Consider the following 16,902-nt stretch of genomic DNA (forward strand, 5'->3'; position numbering starts at 1 on the left):
CTTCAGAACTTCTTGCCGACCCAGTGGCTCGATTGCACAATGCCGACGCCCAGCGGGTTCTGGACCCGCCCTTTCGCGGCATGCGTTGCCAGTTCGACAACCCGGCCGCCTTCCGGCGCCGGACTACTCAAGGATCACGCAGGAGATTTGTGAGTGCAGATCGGTGTCCCTCTCGAGACCCATGCCGGTGAAACACGGGTCGCCGCCACCGCTGAAACCATCAAGAAACTGGTTGGCCAAGGCCACCAGGTGATCGTTCAGAGTGGCGCCGGTATCAATGCCTGTCAGCCGGACAGCGCCTTCGAGGCCGCCGGGGCGAAGATCGGCTCCGCCGCCGACGCCCTGGGCGCCGAACTGGTGCTCAAGGTGGTCGCCCCCAGCGCCGAGGAACTGGCGCAGATGAAGCCGGGCGCCGTGCTGATCGGCATGCTCAACCCCTTCGACAACGACAACATCGCGCGCATGGCCGAACGCGGCATCACCGCCTTCGCCCTGGAAGCCGCCCCGCGCACCTCGCGGGCGCAGAGCCTCGACGTGCTGTCGTCCCAGGCCAACATCGCCGGCTACAAGGCGGTGATGCTCGCGGCCAACCACTACCCGCGCTTCATGCCCATGCTGATGACCGCCGCCGGTACCGTTAAGGCCGCTCGCGTGCTGATCCTCGGCGCCGGCGTCGCCGGCCTGCAGGCCATCGCCACGGCCAAGCGCCTGGGCGCGGTGATCGAGGCCTCGGACGTGCGCCCGGCGGTGAAGGAACAGATCGAATCCCTCGGCGCCAAGTTCGTCGACGTGCCCTACGAGACCGACGAGGAGCGCGAGTGCGCCGAAGGCGTCGGCGGTTACGCCCGGCCCATGCCGGCCTCGTGGATGGAGCGCCAGGCCAAGGCGGTGCACGAGCGCGCCAAGCAGGCCGACATCGTCATCACCACCGCGCTGATCCCGGGCCGCAAGGCGCCGACCCTGCTGCACGAAGCCACCGTGCAGGAGATGAAACCGGGCTCGGTGGTCATCGACCTGGCCGCGGCCCAAGGCGGCAACTGCCCGCTGACCGAAGCCGGGCAGGTGGTGGTCAAGCACGGCGTGACCCTGGTCGGTCACACCAACCTGGCCGCCATGGTCCCGGCGGACGCCTCGGCCCTGTATGCGCGCAACCTGCTCGACTTCCTCAAGCTGACCCTCTCCGCCGAAGGCTTCAAGGTCAACCTGGAAGACGACATCGTCGCCGCCTGCCTGATGTGCCGCGACGGCCAGGCCGTGCGCAAGAACGGCTGAGCCCTCCTTAATAAAGAAGAACCCGCCGGGCTTCTGCCCGGCCTAGAGACCGGTGAAAGACGATGGAAGAAATGCTGATCTCCCACGGGATCTACAACCTGATCATCTTCGTGCTGGCCGTGTACGTCGGCTACCACGTGGTATGGAACGTCACCCCTGCCCTGCACACCCCGCTGATGGCGGTGACCAACGCCATCTCGGCGATCGTCATCGTCGGCGCCATGCTGGCCGCCGCCCTGACCGTCACCCCGCTGGGCAAGATCATGGGCACCCTGGCCGTGGCCCTGGCCGCGGTCAACGTGTTCGGTGGCTTCCTGGTCACCCGCCGCATGCTGGAGATGTTCAAGAAGAAAGCGCCGAAAGCGCCGGCGGAGAAACACTGACCATGAGCATGAACCTCGTCACCCTGCTGTACCTGATCGCCTCGGTCTGCTTCATCCAGGCCCTGAAGGGCCTGTCGCACCCGACCAGCTCGCGGCGCGGCAACCTGTTCGGCATGGTCGGCATGGCCATCGCCGTGCTCACCACCGTCGGCCTGGTGTTCAAGCTCGGCGCGCAACTGGTCGAGGGCGGCAACGCCGCCGCCGGCATCGGCTACATCCTGGTCGGCCTGCTGATCGGCGGCAGCGCCGGTTCGATCATGGCCAAGCGCGTCGAGATGACCAAGATGCCCGAGCTGGTCGCCTTCATGCACAGCATGATCGGCCTGGCCGCGGTCTTCATCGCCATCGCCGCCGTGGTCGAGCCGCAGTCGCTGGGCATCGTCCAGCATCTGGGCGACACCATCCCCACCGGCAACCGCCTGGAGCTGTTCCTCGGCGCGGCCATCGGCGCCATCACCTTCTCCGGTTCGGTGATCGCCTTCGGCAAGCTGTCGGGCAAGTACAAGTTCCGCCTGTTCCAGGGCGCACCGGTACAGTTCGCCGGCCAGCACATGCTCAACCTGGTGCTGGGCCTGGCCACCCTGGGCCTGGGCCTGGTGTTCATGTTCACCGGCAACCTCGCCGCCTTCGCCCTGATGCTGGCCCTGGCCTTCATCCTCGGCGTGCTGATCATCATCCCCATCGGCGGCGCCGACATGCCGGTGGTGGTGTCGATGCTGAACTCCTACTCCGGTTGGGCCGCGGCGGGCATCGGCTTCTCGCTGAACAACTCGATGCTGATCATCGCCGGCTCCCTGGTGGGCTCCTCGGGCGCCATCCTCTCGTACATCATGTGCAAGGCGATGAACCGCTCGTTCTTCAACGTCATCCTCGGTGGCTTCGGCGCCAGCACCGACGACGCCGGCCCGGCTGGCGCCAAGGAAGCCCGCCCGGTGAAGTCCGGTTCGGCCGACGACGCCTCCTTCCTGCTGACCAACGCCGACAGCGTGATCATCGTCCCCGGCTACGGCCTGGCGGTGGCCCGCGCCCAGCACGCGCTGATGGAACTGGCGGAGAAGCTGACCCACCGCGGCGTCACCGTGAAGTTCGCCATCCACCCGGTCGCCGGGCGTATGCCGGGCCACATGAACGTCCTGCTGGCCGAGGCCGAGGTGCCCTACGAGCAGGTGTTCGAGATGGAAGACATCAACTCCGAGTTCGGCCAGACCGACGTGGTGCTGGTGCTGGGCGCCAACGACGTGGTCAACCCGGCGGCGAAGAACGATCCGAAGTCGCCGATCGCCGGCATGCCGATCCTCGAGGCCTACAAGGCCAAGACCGTGATCGTCAACAAGCGCTCGATGGCCAGCGGCTACGCCGGCCTGGACAACGAACTGTTCTACCTGGACAAGACCATGATGGTCTTCGGCGACGCCAAGAAAGTCATCGAAGACATGGTCAAGGCCGTCGAATAACGACAGCCGTCGATCCACAAGACACCGGCCGCGCGCCGGTGTCTTGCTTTGCCGCAAAGGAAAACCCTCTGGACTTTGGTAGTAAGGAAGGCAGTGGTGGGGCGATTTTTCGACCTTGGTATAAGGGCGAAAAATCGCCGAATCCCTAGACTGGCCGCCTTGCACTCCCCATAAAGCCTGAGGTTTTTCCATGTACCGTGATCGCGTGCGCCTGCCTTCCCTGCTCGAGAAGGTGATGACTGCTGACCAGGCCGCAGCCCTGATCCAGGACGGCATGACCGTCGGCATGAGCGGCTTCACCCGCGCCGGCGAAGCCAAGGCCGTGCCGGAGGCCCTGGCCCAGCGCGCCAAGCAGCAGCCGCTGAAGATCAGCCTGATGACCGGCGCGAGCCTGGGCAACGACCTCGACAAACACCTGACCGAGGCCGGCGTGCTGGCCCGGCGCATGCCCTTCCAGGTCGACAGCACCCTGCGCAAGGCGATCAACGACGGCTCGGTGATGTTCATCGACCAGCACTTGTCGGAAACCGTCGAACAGCTGCGCAACCACCAGCTCAAGCTGCCGGACATCGCGGTGATCGAAGCCGTGGCCATCACCGAGCAAGGCCACATCGTGCCGACCACCTCCGTGGGCAACTCGGCCAGCTTCGCGATCTTCGCCAAGCAGGTGATCGTCGAGATCAACCTGGCGCACAACACCAACCTGGAAGGCCTGCACGACATCTACATCCCGACCTACCGGCCGACCCGCACACCGATCCCGCTGACCAAGGTCGACGATCGCATCGGCAGCACCGCCATCCCGATCCCGCCGGAGAAGATCGTCGCCATCGTCATCAACAACCAGCCCGACTCGCCCTCCACCGTGCTGCCGCCGGACAGCGAGACCCAGGCCATCGCCAACCACCTGATCGACTTCTTCAAGCGCGAAGTGGACGCCGGCCGCCTGGCGAAGAACCTCGCGCCGCTGCAGGCGGGCATCGGCAGCATCGCCAACGCGGTGATGTGCGGCCTGATGGAATCGCCCTTCGAAGACCTGACCATGTACTCCGAAGTGCTGCAGGACTCCACCTTCGACCTGATGGACTCGGGCAAGCTGCGCTTCGCCTCGGGCAGCTCCATCACCCTGTCGAGCCGCCGCAACGCCGACGTCTTCGGCAACCTGGAGCGCTACAAGGACAAGCTGGTGCTGCGCCCGCAGGAAATCTCCAACCACCCCGAGGTGGTGCGGCGCCTGGGCATCATCGGCATCAACACGGCGCTGGAGTTCGACATCTACGGCAACGTCAACTCCACCCACGTCGGCGGCACCAGGATGATGAACGGCATCGGCGGCTCGGGCGACTTCGCCCGCAACGCCCACCTGGCCATCTTCGTCACCAAGTCCATCGCCAAGGGCGGCAACATCTCCAGCGTGGTGCCCATGGTCAGCCACGTCGACCACACCGAGCACGACGTGGACATCCTCGTCACCGAACAGGGCCTGGCCGACCTGCGTGGCCTGGCGCCGCGCGAGCGCGCCCGGGTGGTCATCGAGAACTGCGTGCACCCGTCCTACCGCGACGCCCTGGCCGCCTACTTCGAGGCCGCCTGCCAGCGCGGCGGGCACACCCCGCACATCCTGCGCGAAGCCATGAACTGGCACATCAACCTGGAAGAACGCGGCCACATGCTCGCCGCCAGCTGATCCGGCATGCCTGGCGGGCCATTCCACAAAGAATGGCCCGCCAGGGTGGACAGTCGGAAAAAAACCACGTAAAAACACTTCCGAACAGTTTTTTATCCCACAGCGACTGTTCCACTTCTCCTACTGCCATCCCCGGCAGACCTGCTGAAAATCCTCAATCCCCCGCCGCCTGTGCACCACAATGGAGCGCAGCGGTACAGTTCGCCCCAAAATCGCCATTACAGTTTGCTGAAACAATTCGCTGACGCTATTTAATTCAAGGCAACTGTACCTATCGCGGCTGACCAAAAAGTCAGAAGATACTCCTCAACAACTTCCGCAACCCCACTACCCGCCAAAAGCGGGAAGGACGAAAATCATGGAACGTACCCTCGGTTCCGCCACTGTCAGCAACATCCGTTCTTCCTCCACCGCCCACCGCAGCCTGGTCGGCACCGTCCGCCTGTGGCAGCGCCGCATCGAGAGCCGCCGCCAACTGGCCCGCCTCGACTCGCGCCTGCTGGCCGACGCCGGCATCAGCGAAGCCCAGCGCTACGCCGAGCTGAACAAGCCGTTCTGGAAATAAGCAATACAGCTTCAAACTGTTACGGTCCGCGGTAAGCCAGCAGGACTGTACCGGTCACCCGTAACGGGCCGCTCCCTTCCCAGGTAGCGGCCCGTACTGTTTTCAGCCCTCCCGAATCCGCTGCTCCGTCATTGGGCAGGCGTGCCCGAACAGACGCGCTCAAAGCGGCCATAACAGTTGTCACTGCCGCCTGACTGTTCTCCCCGAATTTCCCCTGCCTGGCCCTGCCGGGCGATAGCCGCCCCTGCCAACCTGTATTGCCCACCAGCGACCGAGGTCGGCAAACATGGAACGTGCACTCGAACTCAACGGCTCCACCCCACGATTGACCTTCCTGTTCCGGCGCCTGCGCGCAGCATTTGGCCAGTGGCGCCACAACGCTCGCACCCGCTACCTTCTCGCCCAGTTCAACGAACGCGAACTGGCCGACGCCGGCATCGACCGTTGCCAGCGCGAGCGGGAACTTTCAAAACCTTTCTGGCGCTGAGCGGCTGGCCGCCGGGGGCGGGCTCCGCTAGTCTGCATCGGTAGCGCGCGGCAGCTTTGGCCGCGCGGTTTTATCTCGACTGGGAGTGTCCATTCATGAATCGTCTGCGCCTGCTTACCGCCGCCGCCCTGATCACCTGCGCCAGCGGCGCCTTCGCCAGCAGCTTCATCGTCACCACCGATGCGCTGGTCGGCGCCACCAAGGCCACCTCCGACGGTACCACCGACATCACCAACTCCTTCCGCGACGACAAGATCGTCCTGGACGCCCGCGACGACGCCGCCACCTTCGTCGCCACCGACGGGCAGGTGCGCGGCGCGCATCTGGAAGCGGCGCTGCGGCACATTCGCGGCAAGCTGCCGAGCCTGGCCGCCAACGACCTGCAGCTGGCCCAGGCGATCCTGGTCATCTGACCCCCGCTCTTCGCCCGGAGGCGCCTTTTCAGAGCGTCTACCGGGCCTGCAAGGCTGGCTCTTGCCGGCACATTCCGTTAGCCTTGGCGGCTGTGCTTTTCCGATCGCCATAGCCCATGCGCAGCCTGCTATTCCTGCTCACCGGCCTCTGCCTGGCCACCCCCGTGCTGGCCTTCGAACAGACCACCATGTTCGTCGCCGGCAGCAGCTACGTGACCAGCAAAGTCACCAGTACGCCTTTCGAGAACAAACTGCTCGGTGCCGCCCGCGATGATGCCGCCAGCTACATCGCCACCGACGGCCGGGTGCGCGGAGCGCGCCTGGAACAGGCGTTGCGCTGGCTGCGCACGCAGCATCCGGAGCTCGCGGCGAACGATCGGGAACTGGCCGAAGCCATTCTTGCCCAATAGTCAGTCGTGAGCAGCGCCCGCTGCCGTTTCGGAGACTCCCATGCGCCTCAGCTCGATCCCCAAGAGCCCCCTGATCCTCGGCCTGCTGCTGGCCGCCTGCGCCTCCAGCGCCCAGGCCCACTCGGTCATCCGCCTGTTCAACATCACCACCAACGCCATCGGCCGCAGCGTGGACTTCACCTCCGACACCACCACTTCGATCCGCGACATGAAGATCGTCCGCGAGGCCCGTGACGACGCCGCCAGCTTCGTCGCCAGTGAAGGCGCCATCCGCGGCGCGCAGCTGGAAGCGGCGCTGAAGGTGGTCCGCGAGAAGGTACCGGATGCGCGCGACGCCTCCGACCAGCAGTTGGCTGAAGCCATTCTCGCTCTGTGATCCCCCGCGGCCGCCGCGCTCTGGCGGCACTGGGCCTGCTCGTCGCCGCCGGCGCCCAGGCCGACCTGCGCCTGGAGCTGCTGCCCGACGGCCTCGCCCCGGCGCAGCGCCAGGCCAGCCAGCAGTTGCTGGATGACGTCCGCCAGGCGTTGCCGCCGATCTTCGTCCAGGCCCTGGACCGCCGCGTCGAAGTGCAATGGCGCGACGACCTGCCGGGCAACGGCATGGGCCAGGCCCTGCGCCCCGGCGCCATCGCGCTGAACCGCAAGTACCTGGCCGCCCTCACCGACGGCAGCGCCGCCACTATCAAGACTGGCCGCAGCCACGGCACCCTGCGCCGCGAGCTGCAGGCTACTGTGGTCCACGAGCTGACCCACCTGTACGACCGCGGCCACCTCTGGCTGCCCGCCGAGGCTCGGCTGATCCAGCGTTGCACGCGCCAGCAGGACAGCATCGGACGCATCGGCGAGGGCGCCGAGTGCCGCGGCCAGGCCAACCGCCGCTTCACCCTCTCCGACGACCCGCGCCTGCTCGACCTCGCCGGCTGGCCGCAACTGGCCGGCAAGCGCGGTCAGCGCGAGCACGACAACCGCTTCGTCCTGCGCAGCCCGGACCGTTACGAGCTGAGCAACCCGCGCGAGTTCGTCGCGGTGAACATGGAGTACTTCGTCCTCGACCCCAGCTACGCCTGCCGCCGCCCGGCGCTGTACCGCTACTACGCCGAGCGCTTCGGCGAACGCCCGCAGCGCCAGGCCTGCGCGCCGTCCTTCGCCTACCTCAACGCCGGCCGCGACTTCGGCCGCCAGCCGCTGGGCAGGCTGGACCCGGAGCGCGTCTACGAGGTCGACTACCTGCTGGCCGAGGCCAACGACCAGTGGATGAGCCGCTGGGGCCACGCCATGCTGCGCCTGGTGGTCTGCGCCCCGGGCCGGCCGCGCGGCCCGGACTGCCGGCTGGACCTGGACCAGCACCTGGTGTTGTCCTACCGCGCCTTCGTCGGCGACCTGCAGCTGTCCAGCTGGGATGGCCTGACCGGATCCTATCCGTCGCGGCTGTTCGTCCTGCCGCTGTCCCAGGTGATCGAGGAATACACCAAGATCGAGCTGCGCAGCCTGGCCTCGATCCCGCTCAAGCTCAATCGCCAGCAGATCGACGAGCTGGTGGAGCGGGCCATGCAGGTGCACTGGGGCTACGACGGCAACTACTACTTCATCTCCAACAACTGCGCGGTGGAAACCCTCAAGCTGCTGCGCAGCGGCATTCCCGACCCGCGCCTGCAGGACCTCGACAGCATCACCCCCAACGGCGTGGTGCAGATCCTGGAGAACCGCGGCCTGGCCGACGCCAGCGTGCTCGACGACTCCAAGAGCGCACTGCGCCTGGGCTACCGCTTCGACTCCTTCCGCGACCGCTACCAGGCGATGTTCGAGGTGCTGCGCCAGCGCCTGGACATTCCCCAGAGCAAGGTCGAGGACTGGTTGGCCCTGCCCGCCAGCGAGCGCCGCGCCTGGTTCGACAAGGCCGACCTGCGCGCCAGCGCCGCCATGCTGCTGCTGGAGCAGGCCTCGCTGCGGCGCCAGCTGCAGCTGGCCCAGGACGAGCTGAAGCGCCTGTACCTGGGCCACCGCGACGACGCCCGCGCCGACCCCAAGCTGGTGGCGGCGGGCAAGACGCTGCAGCAGATCCTCGACGACAGCGGCTTCCTCAGCCAACCGGCGGAGCTGCTGGACAGCGGCTACGGCCTGCCGCAGCCGGGCGAGTCAACGCGCCTGGAACAGCAGACCCAGGCCCGCCAGGCCCGCCTGCGCCAGCTTAGCGACGACCTCGACCAGGAAGTCCGCGCGCTGCTGGAGCCGGAGCGCCGCGAGGAGTTGCAGGCGCTGGAGGCCAATCTCAAGCAGCTTGGTGCGCACCTGCGGGCGCTGCATAAGGCGGCGGGTGGGTTTGAGTTGCCTTGAGGGGCTGTTTCTGTAAGACCGACTGCGCCAAAGCGCTTTTCGTAGGATGGGTTGAGCTTGCGAAACCCATCGGAGCCTGGTGATGGGTAACACTTCGCTCAACCCATCCTACGGGCTGCAGGGGAGCACGTTGTAGGAGCGAGCTTGCTTGCGAACGGAACTCTGCCTGATGGCTTCGGTGCGTGTCCTGAAGAGCCCCCTCTCCCTAACCCTCGGCTGCGCGCCCCGCCCTGAAGGGAGAGGGGACCGTTCGGTGTGCTTGGATATTCTGGAGTCAGCCGGCAGCACCGTTGGTTTCCGACTGAAACCATTCCTTCTCTCGGCACGGACAAGCCCCCTCTCCCTTCAGGGCGGGGCGCGCAGCCGAGGGCTGGGGAGAGGGGAGGAGTTGATCCGAAACACAGCCACTGCCGGTAAACGCCATTCGCGAGCAAGCTCGCTCCTACAACACCCACCACCCCAAACAAAAAACGCGCCCAAAGGCGCGTTTTTTTCACCAGCAGAAGACCCCCTCAGCGGCGCCCCTCCAGCTTGAAGTAGAAGACCTTGGTCGCCTGCCGCGCGACGATGCGGCCGCCGCTGATGCGCGGCTCGAAGCGCCAGGTGTCCATGGCCTGGCGCACGGCGTTGTCGAACATCCGCGGCGGCGAGGAGTCCAGCACCTGGATGTCGTCGATGCGGCCGTCGGCGGTGATGGTGAACAGCACCTTCACGTGGCCTTCGATGCCGCGGCGCTGGGCCATCAGCGGGTATTTCGGCGACTCCATGCGCAACGGCTTGATGTCGCTGTCGTTGAGGCTGCCGGTGGGCAGGCCGGCCGGGCCCTGGGTGCCGGTCGGGGCGGCCTGGGCGCCCGGGGTGCTCTGGCCCACGGTCGGCGCGGCCGGAGGCGGCGGCGGGGCGGGCGGCGTCGGCTCGGCCTGGGCTTCCTCGGCCGGCTCGGGCTCGGGCTTGGGTTTCGGCTTGGGCTTGGGTGCCTTCTTCGGCACCGCCTTTTCCACCGGCTTGGGCTTGGGTTTCGGCGGCTCCGGCTTGGGCGGCTCGACCACCGGCTCCGGCGGCGTGGGTTGCGGCGGCTGCGGCTCGGGCGCGGCGGCCGGCGGTTCTTTCACCGGTTCAGGCTTGGGCGGCAGTTGCACCACGCTGACCTGCATGGTCGGCACTTCGCCACGGCCGAGGTTGAGCTCGTCGGGGCTGGGCACGGCCCAGACCAGGCCGGCGACCACGGCCAGGTGCAGCACCACGGACAGCCCGGAAGACTTCCACCAGCCCGCCTGCTGGGGCGGCTGCTCCGCTTCTTCCACCCCCTCCACCGGCGCGGCGTAGGGGATCAGCAGTTCGGAGACGGGCACTTCCTCGTCGCGGCGGGCGCCGGAGCAGTCCACCAGACGCAGGTTGGCTTCATTGCCACGCTGGGCGCTGACGCAGGGCAGCGAGAGTCCTTCGTCGCTGTCGGAAGACGAAGGAAGTTCCGCGGCGGACGCGACGAGAGTGGAACTCGCCGGCGAGCGCGATTGCGATGGCGACATGGGAGAAGCCTGTGGAGAAATGACAGAATCTGATAATTATTATCATTCGCCCCGGGTATGGCAACCTTATTGGCCATCCGGCAACCAGGCGCAGGTCAACATTTGCTGCTGCAGCGCCTGCGGATCCTGCTCTTTGGCGAAGATCAGCTCCAGCCGATTGTCCCGCCGCCAGGCGCTGGGCCGCCAGGGTTCGGCGCCCGTCACCCGGTTGCAGGCCTGCCAGCCGTCCTCGCAATGCAGCACCGCCTTGGCCCGCAGCAAGCCGTCCAGGCCGGCCAGCCAGGCCTCCACCGCCGCGCGGCGGAAGCGCCAGTCGGCGTGCAGGCGCCAGCCGACAGCCTGGTGCCCGCCATCGCTATGCACCTGCCGCAGGGGCGCGGCGCGGGTGAGCAGCACCGGCAGTTCGGCCGCGGGGGCCGGCAGTTCCGTCGTCGTTGCCGAATCGAACCCAGCGACGAACGGCAGGCTCGCGAAGGGCAGGCGCCCCTGCTCGGTCCACACCAGCGGCAACGCCGGCAGGCTGGCTTGCAGACGCTCGCGGGCCTCTTCATCCAGACCTTCGCTCTTGTTCAGCACCAATAGCGCGGCATCGGCCAGGGCGTCCTGCTGCGCCTCCGGCAGCGAGGCCCCGGCGGCCAGCGCCGCGGCATCCAGTACCAGCAGCAGCGGCTGTGGCGCCAGCACGCCGCGCCAGGGCGCCTCGCCCAGCTGGCGCAGCAGGGTACGCGGGTGGCCGAGGCCGGAGGGCTCGATGAACAACCGCTGCGGCCGCACCTTGCGCAGCAGGCGGGCGAGGCCGACCTGGAAAGGCGCGCCGTTGACGCAGCACAGGCAGCCGCCGGCCACCTCGCCTATGGCCACGCCGTCGGCGTCGGTGGCCAGCAGCGCGGCGTCCAGGCCGACCTGGCCGAATTCGTTGACCAGCACCGCCCAGCGCTCGCCAGGCGGGCGCTGGGCCAGCAGGTCGTGGATCAGGCTGGTCTTGCCGGCGCCCAGTGGGCCGCCGATCACATGGGTGGGAATCTGTTCGAGCATGGCGCCATGTTGCCGCCTGACGAGGGCGGGGAAAAGCGCTAGAGTCGGCCCTTCGCTCAAAGGACCCCGTCTTCATGCGTCTGCCGGCCCTGCTCCTGTCGTCCTGCCTCGCCCTGCCAGCCCTTGCCCACGCCGAAGCCTGCGTGGTGCACAGCCGCGGCAAGAACCTCGACGTGAAGGTCTGCCAGCAGAACCGCAGCATCCCGGCGAAGCTGTTCCACGAGGGCTTCTGCCAGCCGCAGCTGAAGGACCAGCAGGTCGAGGTGACCTACGCCGACGCCTGCCCCAGCGGCGCCTTCGGCGTCTGCAACAACGCCCAGGTGCCCAACAGCCCCTACCGCCAGGACATCCACTACTACGGTGTGGCCAGCGACGCGCGCTTCCTCCAGCCGTTCTGCGAAAGCCAGAGCAAGGGCCAATGGCACGCCGGCAAGTGACCGTCATGCGCCTGTCATGGGCGGCTGTTCTACTGCTGGTCGGGTACCTCACACCCACTGGCACCCCACGCCAGCAAAGATCTTGGTGATAGGGCCGCCCCGCGCGGCCCTCTTTTTTTCCGGCTCTTTTCCCGCGTTTTCGCCATCCGGACCGGCGGTATCGCCGTTCGTCCGCGCAAAGGTGTCTTGCGCAGCTGGCCCTTCTGTCAAAAGGTCACATCCGCTAAGTTTTCAGAGCGTGAGGTACCTTGGGGGTTACGCATGAGCACGTCTATGAACCTGGACGGCCCCTTCTATCCACCGGCGCTGGGGGCGCCGGAACGACTCAGCGCGGAGCAGTTGCGCGCCTCGCTGGAAATCACCATGGCCGAGCACGGCGGCGGCGCCGTCTGGCTGTTCGCCTACGGCTCGCTGATCTGGCGCCCGGAGTTCCCGGTGGCCGAGGCCAGCCGTGCGCGGGTGCACGGCTACCACCGCGGACTCTACCTGTGGTCGCTGACCCACCGTGGCACCCCGGAGATGCCCGGCCTGGTGCTCGGCCTGGACCGCGGCGGCTCCTGCGGCGGCTTCGCCTACCGGCTGCCCGACGACGGTCTGGACGCCAACCTGTTCGCCCTCTGGCAGCGCGAGATGCCCTACGCCTCCTACCGCCCGGAATGGCTCAGCTGCCGCCTGGAGGATGGCCGCCGGGTGCGCGCCCTGGGCTTCGTCCTCGAACGCCACCTGCCCAGCTACGCCGGCTCGCTGCCGGACAGCGTCGTGCAGCGCGTGTTCGACAGCGCCCAGGGGCACTTCGGCACCACCCGCGAATACGTCGAGCAGACGGTCAGCGCGCTGCGCGCCTGCGCCATGCCTGACCTGAACCTGGAAGCCCTGCTGGCGCGCTGCTGCGCCAAGGCCTCCGGCTGAATCAGGGCGCCGGCTGGCGTACCTCGATCAGTTGTGCGGGCGTCTCGTCCAGGCCCCAGGCGGATTCGTCCGCCCAGTCCTCGCCGAAGATCTCGACGGGGTGCTGGGTGCGGCTGGAGCCGTTGCCGCAGCCCATGGCCGAGGCCGGGCAGTAGCGGTCGCAGCCCCAGCAGATGCGTTCGGGGTGGGCGGGGTGCAGGGGGAATTTCTTCGCCATGGGGAATTGCCTGGAGGGAGTGGGCCCAGCGTCGATTCAACGCCTTCCAGCCCCCTGCGTACTTGTCGCGAATCAAGAAGTGCGGGAATAAGCAAATGCAGCATAAGCAAAGCATTTTTTATTCCTTAATTTATTGACGAAGCCCACCTACACTGCCTCCCCATGACGACTTTCAGGGGGATGAACCCATGCGCAGCGAACGCGTCCGCTATGTCCTGGTGCCCGGCTGGCACGGCTCGGAGGACGAGCACTGGCAGAGCCACTGGCAGCGCGCGCTGCCCAACGCCTCGCGGGTGGAACAGCGCGACTGGGTGACGCCGCGGCATGTCGACTGGGTCGCCGAACTGGACCGCGAGATCCGCCGCCAGCCCGGCCGCGTGGTGCTGATCGCCCACAGCCTGGGCTGCGTCACCGTCGCTTCCTGGGCCCGCCGCGCCGGGCCCAGGGCCCTGGCCCAGGTGGCAGGCGCCCTGCTGGTGGCGCCTGCCGACGTCGAGCGCGAGACCTGCCACGCGGCGCTGCGCAACTTCGCCCCCATCGCCCTGGACGCCCTGCCTTTTCCCAGCGTGCTGGTGGGCTCGGACAACGACGCCGCCTGCAGTCCGCAGCGCGCCTTGCAGTTGGGCCGCGCCTGGGGCGCCGAGACGTTGATCCTGCCGGATGCCGGGCACATCAATGTGAAGTCCGGTCATGGGGCCTGGGAAGCCGGCTACCGTCACCTGTTCCGCCTGCAGTACCTGATCGACCAGCGCGAACGCCGCCGGGCCTGAGCGAGCCGGAATGTAGGGGCAACTGTCTTTCCAGCTGCGCCGAGGTGCTTTTCGTAGGATCGAGGGGGACGCCTAGTTCTTGCTCGCGAACAAGCGCGGTGCCATGCGGTTCGCGAGCAAGCTCGCTCCTACGAGAGGCCGTGCCTTGCCCATACGGTAGGAGCAACTGTCTTGCGCCGATGCGCTCTTCGTAGGATGGGTTGAGCTTGCGATACCCATGCTGCCGTGGTGATGGGTATCGCTTCGCTCAATACCATCCTACGAAAAGCCGTGCTTCCCTGGAGGTGTAGGCGGGCCCTGCCCGCGATTTCGCGCGCAGGGCGCGCTCCTACATGGGAATGCATTGGTGCTCGGGCTTGCCCTCTTCCAGAGGGTGAGGGGACCGCAGGCTCCGAGCGCGGGTAGCACGGTGTAGCGGATCTCATCCGCGATCCGGCTGTCATGAGTGTCGCGGCATGACAGCAGAAACCCATCCTACGAACCTGCCGCTCCCGCCTCGCGCCGTGCGCGGCCTTCGAGGCGGCGGCGCAGGCCGTGGTTTTCCAGGCTCAGCCGGCAGCCCTTGGCCGCCGCGGCGCGGCCCCAGTCCTCCAGCAGTTCCATGCAGGCGTGGTCGATGTAGCGCAAGTGCTGCAGCGGCACGTGCAGCGTGGTGCCCGGCTTCACCTGGTCCAGCAGGCGCGCCAGCTGCGGTACCCGCAGGAAGGTGGCGGCGCCCACCAGGCGCAGCTCGGCTTCGTCGCCGGCGCCGTTGTAGTGCAGGCTGGCCTTCAGCCGCGCGGCCTTCAGCGCCAGCTTGAGCAGGGTCAGGGCGAAGCCCACCAGTACGCCGGTGAGCAGGTCGGTGAGGACGATGCCCAAAGCCGTGGCCAGGTACACCAGCGCCGGCATCCGCCCGTAGCGCAGCAGGCCGGTGAGCGCCTTGGGATCGGCCAGCTTGAGCCCGGTGTAGACCAGCACCCCGGCCAGGCTGGCGATGGGGATCTGCCGCAGCAGCCCGCCGAGCAGGGCGACGAAGGCCAGCAGCCAGAGGCCGTGGAGGATGGCGGACAGGCGGCTGCGGGCGCCGGCCTGCACGTTGGCCGAGCTGCGCACGATCACCCCGGTCATCGGCAGCGCGCCGAGCAGGCCGCAGATCAGGTTGCCGACGCCCTGGGCGGACAGCTCACGGTCCATGTCCGAGCGCGGCCCCTGGTGGATGCGGTCCACCGCGGCGGCGGAGAGCAGCGTCTCGGCGCTGGCGATGAAGGCCACCGCCAGGGCCGCCAGCAGCAGCTCGGGTTCGGCCAGGCGCAGCAGGTCGGCCGGGCGGACCCAGTCGATGGCCTGGCTGAGCTGTTCCGGCACTTCCACCCGCAGTACGTCCATGGGCAGCGCCAGGCTCGCCAGGGTCGCCGCGCTCACCCCGAGCAGGGCGCCGGGCAGGAAGCGCAGGCGCGCCGGGCGGAAGCGTTCCCAGCTCCACATCAGCGCCATGGTGCCGAGGCCCAGGGCCAGGGCCTGCGGGCCGTTGCCCAGCGAGGCGGCGAGGGCGCCGGGGAAGGCCAGCAGGTTGTCCAGCCCTGATGCCTGTGGCTGGAGGTCGAGCATCACGTGGATCTGCGACAGCACGATGAGGATGCCGATGCCGGCGAGCATGCCGTACACCACCGCCGGCGCGGTGACGCGGAACCAGCAGCCCAGGCGCAGGCGCCCGGCGATCAGCTGGATCAGCCCGGCCAGCAGCAGGATCGGCCCGAGCATGGCCATGCCGTGGCTGCGCACCAGTTCGAAGACCAGCACCGCCAGGCCCGCCGCCGGCCCGCTGACCTGCAGCGGCGAGCCGGCCAGCAGGCCGACCACCAGGCCGCCGACGATGCCGGTGAGCATGCCCTTGGCCGGTGGCATGCCGGAGGCGATGGCGATGCCCATGCACAACGGCAGGGCGACGAGAAAGACCACCACCGAGGCCAGCAGGTCGCGGGGCAGGTTGTCCTTGAGGGCGCGCAGGGGCGCATGAAGGGGTTGGGGAACGGGCATGGCGCTGTCCTCCTTGGCTTTTTCGGGCGCGAGAAAGCCCACGACGCCGGGTCAGCGGCATCGACACGCGCAGGTTGTCAGGACGCGCCGGCGGGCCGGCGCGGGGTTCGGGCAGGTGTCAGGTCAGGAAGCGGGCACGGCTGTCGTTGTGGAGGTGGGCGCCGTGCCCATGAGGGTCAGGATTGCGAGTAGCGCGGGCGCGGCGTCGCCATGGGCATCGGGCCTTCGCCGTCCAGCGGGCGGAAATGGCCCACCTCGGCGTCGTAGGCCTTGATCTGGCTGGTCTCGATGTCATAGACCCAGCCGTGGATGAACAACTGCCCGCTGGCCAGGCGCGCGGCCACCGAGGGGTGGGTCTTCAGGTGGTCGAGCTGGGCCACCACGTTCTCCTCGGTGAGGATGTCCAGGGTGTCGTGGCTGGCGCAGCCGCAGTTCTGCTCGACCACCGTCTTGGCCACTTCGGCGTGGCGCAGCCAGGCCTTCACCGTGGGCATGCGCTCCAGCGTCTGCGGGTCGAGCACAGCCTTCATGGCGCCGCAGTCGGAATGCCCGCAGACGATGATGTGCTGCACGCCCAGGGCCATCACCGCGAATTCGATGGCGGTGGACACGCCGCCGTTCATCTGCCCGTAGGGCGGCACCACGTTGCCGACATTGCGGGTGACGAAGAGGTCGCCCGGCGAGCTCTGGGTGATCAGTTCGGGGACGATGCGCGAATCCGCGCAGGTGATGAACATGGCGCGCGGGTTCTGCGCATGGGCGAGCTTCTTGAACAGCGCTTCCTGTTGCGGGAAGACTTCCTGGCGGAACTGGCGGAAACCTTCGACGATGCGCCGCAGGGCCTCGTCGGCATTCTCCGTGATGTGCTCCTCACCGTGCGATTTGTCGTTCATTGCATGAGCCTCGAAGAGTGTCGATGGATTTTCCCATGCTTGCCGACGTCTCGCGCCTGGCGAAAAGGCACAAACGATGGGAAATGAC

The 16,902-nt window shown here is 67.6% G+C and carries 18 protein-coding genes; 13 read left to right on the forward strand and 5 right to left on the reverse strand.

The window, feature by feature from the left end; translation table 11 throughout:
• The first annotated feature begins 153 nt into the window (after positions 1–153).
• The 10 genes from BM060_RS13390 (at position 154) to BM060_RS13435 (ending at position 9,005) form a co-directional block, all read left to right on the forward strand.
• Positions 154–1,272 (forward strand): Re/Si-specific NAD(P)(+) transhydrogenase subunit alpha, encoded by a 1,119-nt coding sequence (locus tag BM060_RS13390; RefSeq protein WP_074980534.1) that lies wholly within the window; start codon positions 154–156, stop codon positions 1,270–1,272.
• A gap of 62 nt (positions 1,273–1,334) precedes the next feature.
• On the forward strand, positions 1,335–1,655 hold the full coding sequence (locus BM060_RS13395; protein ID WP_009614711.1) for an NAD(P) transhydrogenase subunit alpha part 2: 321 nt from the start codon (positions 1,335–1,337) through the stop codon (positions 1,653–1,655).
• A 2-nt stretch (positions 1,656–1,657) separates the two neighbouring features.
• A complete protein-coding gene (locus tag BM060_RS13400) occupies positions 1,658–3,109 on the forward strand; it encodes an NAD(P)(+) transhydrogenase (Re/Si-specific) subunit beta (RefSeq protein WP_074980535.1) in 1,452 nt (483 codons plus the stop codon).
• Positions 3,110–3,299: 190 nt separating this feature from the next.
• The gene (gene scpC / locus BM060_RS13405) at positions 3,300–4,796 is read left to right on the forward strand and encodes a succinyl-CoA:acetate CoA-transferase ScpC (RefSeq protein WP_074980536.1); all 1,497 of its coding nucleotides are present in this window, start codon (positions 3,300–3,302) and stop codon (positions 4,794–4,796) included.
• Positions 4,797–5,154: 358 nt separating this feature from the next.
• A complete protein-coding gene (locus BM060_RS13410) occupies positions 5,155–5,361 on the forward strand; it encodes a DUF1127 domain-containing protein (protein WP_009614715.1) in 207 nt (68 codons plus the stop codon).
• A gap of 286 nt (positions 5,362–5,647) precedes the next feature.
• Entirely contained in the window at positions 5,648–5,848 is a 201-nt protein-coding gene (locus BM060_RS13415) for a DUF1127 domain-containing protein (protein WP_074980537.1), read from the forward strand.
• Between the two features lie 95 nt (positions 5,849–5,943).
• Positions 5,944–6,261: a DUF2388 domain-containing protein gene (locus BM060_RS13420; RefSeq protein ID WP_074980538.1), complete on the forward strand. Its 318-nt coding sequence runs from the start codon at positions 5,944–5,946 to the stop codon at positions 6,259–6,261.
• 116 nt (positions 6,262–6,377) lie between these two features.
• Positions 6,378–6,671, forward strand: a complete 294-nt coding sequence (locus BM060_RS13425; protein WP_058487845.1) for a DUF2388 domain-containing protein — start codon at positions 6,378–6,380, stop codon at positions 6,669–6,671.
• Between the two features lie 40 nt (positions 6,672–6,711).
• Positions 6,712–7,047, forward strand: a complete 336-nt coding sequence (locus tag BM060_RS13430; RefSeq protein ID WP_074980539.1) for a DUF2388 domain-containing protein — start codon at positions 6,712–6,714, stop codon at positions 7,045–7,047.
• A complete protein-coding gene (locus BM060_RS13435; RefSeq protein ID WP_135499892.1) occupies positions 7,047–9,005 on the forward strand; it encodes a DUF7844 domain-containing protein in 1,959 nt (652 codons plus the stop codon). Before BM060_RS13430 ends, BM060_RS13435 begins: the two co-directional genes overlap by 1 nt.
• Positions 9,006–9,517: 512 nt before the next feature.
• Here the strand turns inward: BM060_RS13435 and BM060_RS13440 are convergent.
• Positions 9,518–10,534, reverse strand: coding sequence for an energy transducer TonB (locus tag BM060_RS13440; protein WP_074980541.1), 1,017 nt, complete (start codon positions 10,532–10,534; stop codon positions 9,518–9,520).
• 66 nt (positions 10,535–10,600) lie between these two features.
• Positions 10,601–11,569, reverse strand: a complete 969-nt coding sequence (locus tag BM060_RS13445) for a CobW family GTP-binding protein (protein WP_074980542.1) — start codon at positions 11,567–11,569, stop codon at positions 10,601–10,603.
• Between the two features lie 74 nt (positions 11,570–11,643).
• On the opposite strand from BM060_RS13445, the gene BM060_RS13450 reads away from it, so the two are divergent.
• A complete protein-coding gene (locus tag BM060_RS13450; protein WP_074980543.1) occupies positions 11,644–12,006 on the forward strand; it encodes an NADH:ubiquinone oxidoreductase in 363 nt (120 codons plus the stop codon).
• A gap of 261 nt (positions 12,007–12,267) precedes the next feature.
• Positions 12,268–12,915: a gamma-glutamylcyclotransferase gene (locus tag BM060_RS13455; RefSeq protein WP_074980544.1), complete on the forward strand. Its 648-nt coding sequence runs from the start codon at positions 12,268–12,270 to the stop codon at positions 12,913–12,915.
• A gap of 1 nt (position 12,916) precedes the next feature.
• Here the strand turns inward: BM060_RS13455 and BM060_RS13460 are convergent, their stop codons facing one another.
• On the reverse strand, positions 12,917–13,132 hold the full coding sequence (locus BM060_RS13460) for a DUF3079 domain-containing protein (RefSeq protein ID WP_074980545.1): 216 nt from the start codon (positions 13,130–13,132) through the stop codon (positions 12,917–12,919).
• Between the two features lie 188 nt (positions 13,133–13,320).
• Between BM060_RS13460 and BM060_RS13465 the strand changes: the two genes are divergently transcribed.
• Complete coding sequence (locus BM060_RS13465; protein ID WP_061560337.1) at positions 13,321–13,902, forward strand: alpha/beta hydrolase; 582 nt, start codon at positions 13,321–13,323, stop codon at positions 13,900–13,902.
• Between the two features lie 474 nt (positions 13,903–14,376).
• On the opposite strand, the gene BM060_RS13470 is transcribed toward BM060_RS13465, so the two are convergent.
• Together BM060_RS13470 and BM060_RS13475 are read right to left on the reverse strand one after the other, a co-directional pair.
• The gene (locus BM060_RS13470; RefSeq protein ID WP_074980546.1) at positions 14,377–15,921 is read right to left on the reverse strand and encodes a SulP family inorganic anion transporter; all 1,545 of its coding nucleotides are present in this window, start codon (positions 15,919–15,921) and stop codon (positions 14,377–14,379) included.
• Positions 15,922–16,097: 176 nt separating this feature from the next.
• On the reverse strand, positions 16,098–16,814 hold the full coding sequence (locus BM060_RS13475) for a carbonic anhydrase (protein WP_043269908.1): 717 nt from the start codon (positions 16,812–16,814) through the stop codon (positions 16,098–16,100).
• Positions 16,815–16,902: the final 88 nt, after the last annotated feature.

Origin of the sequence: Pseudomonas citronellolis (genome assembly GCF_900112375.1) — a bacterium.
Taxonomy (GTDB): domain Bacteria; phylum Pseudomonadota; class Gammaproteobacteria; order Pseudomonadales; family Pseudomonadaceae; genus Pseudomonas; species Pseudomonas citronellolis.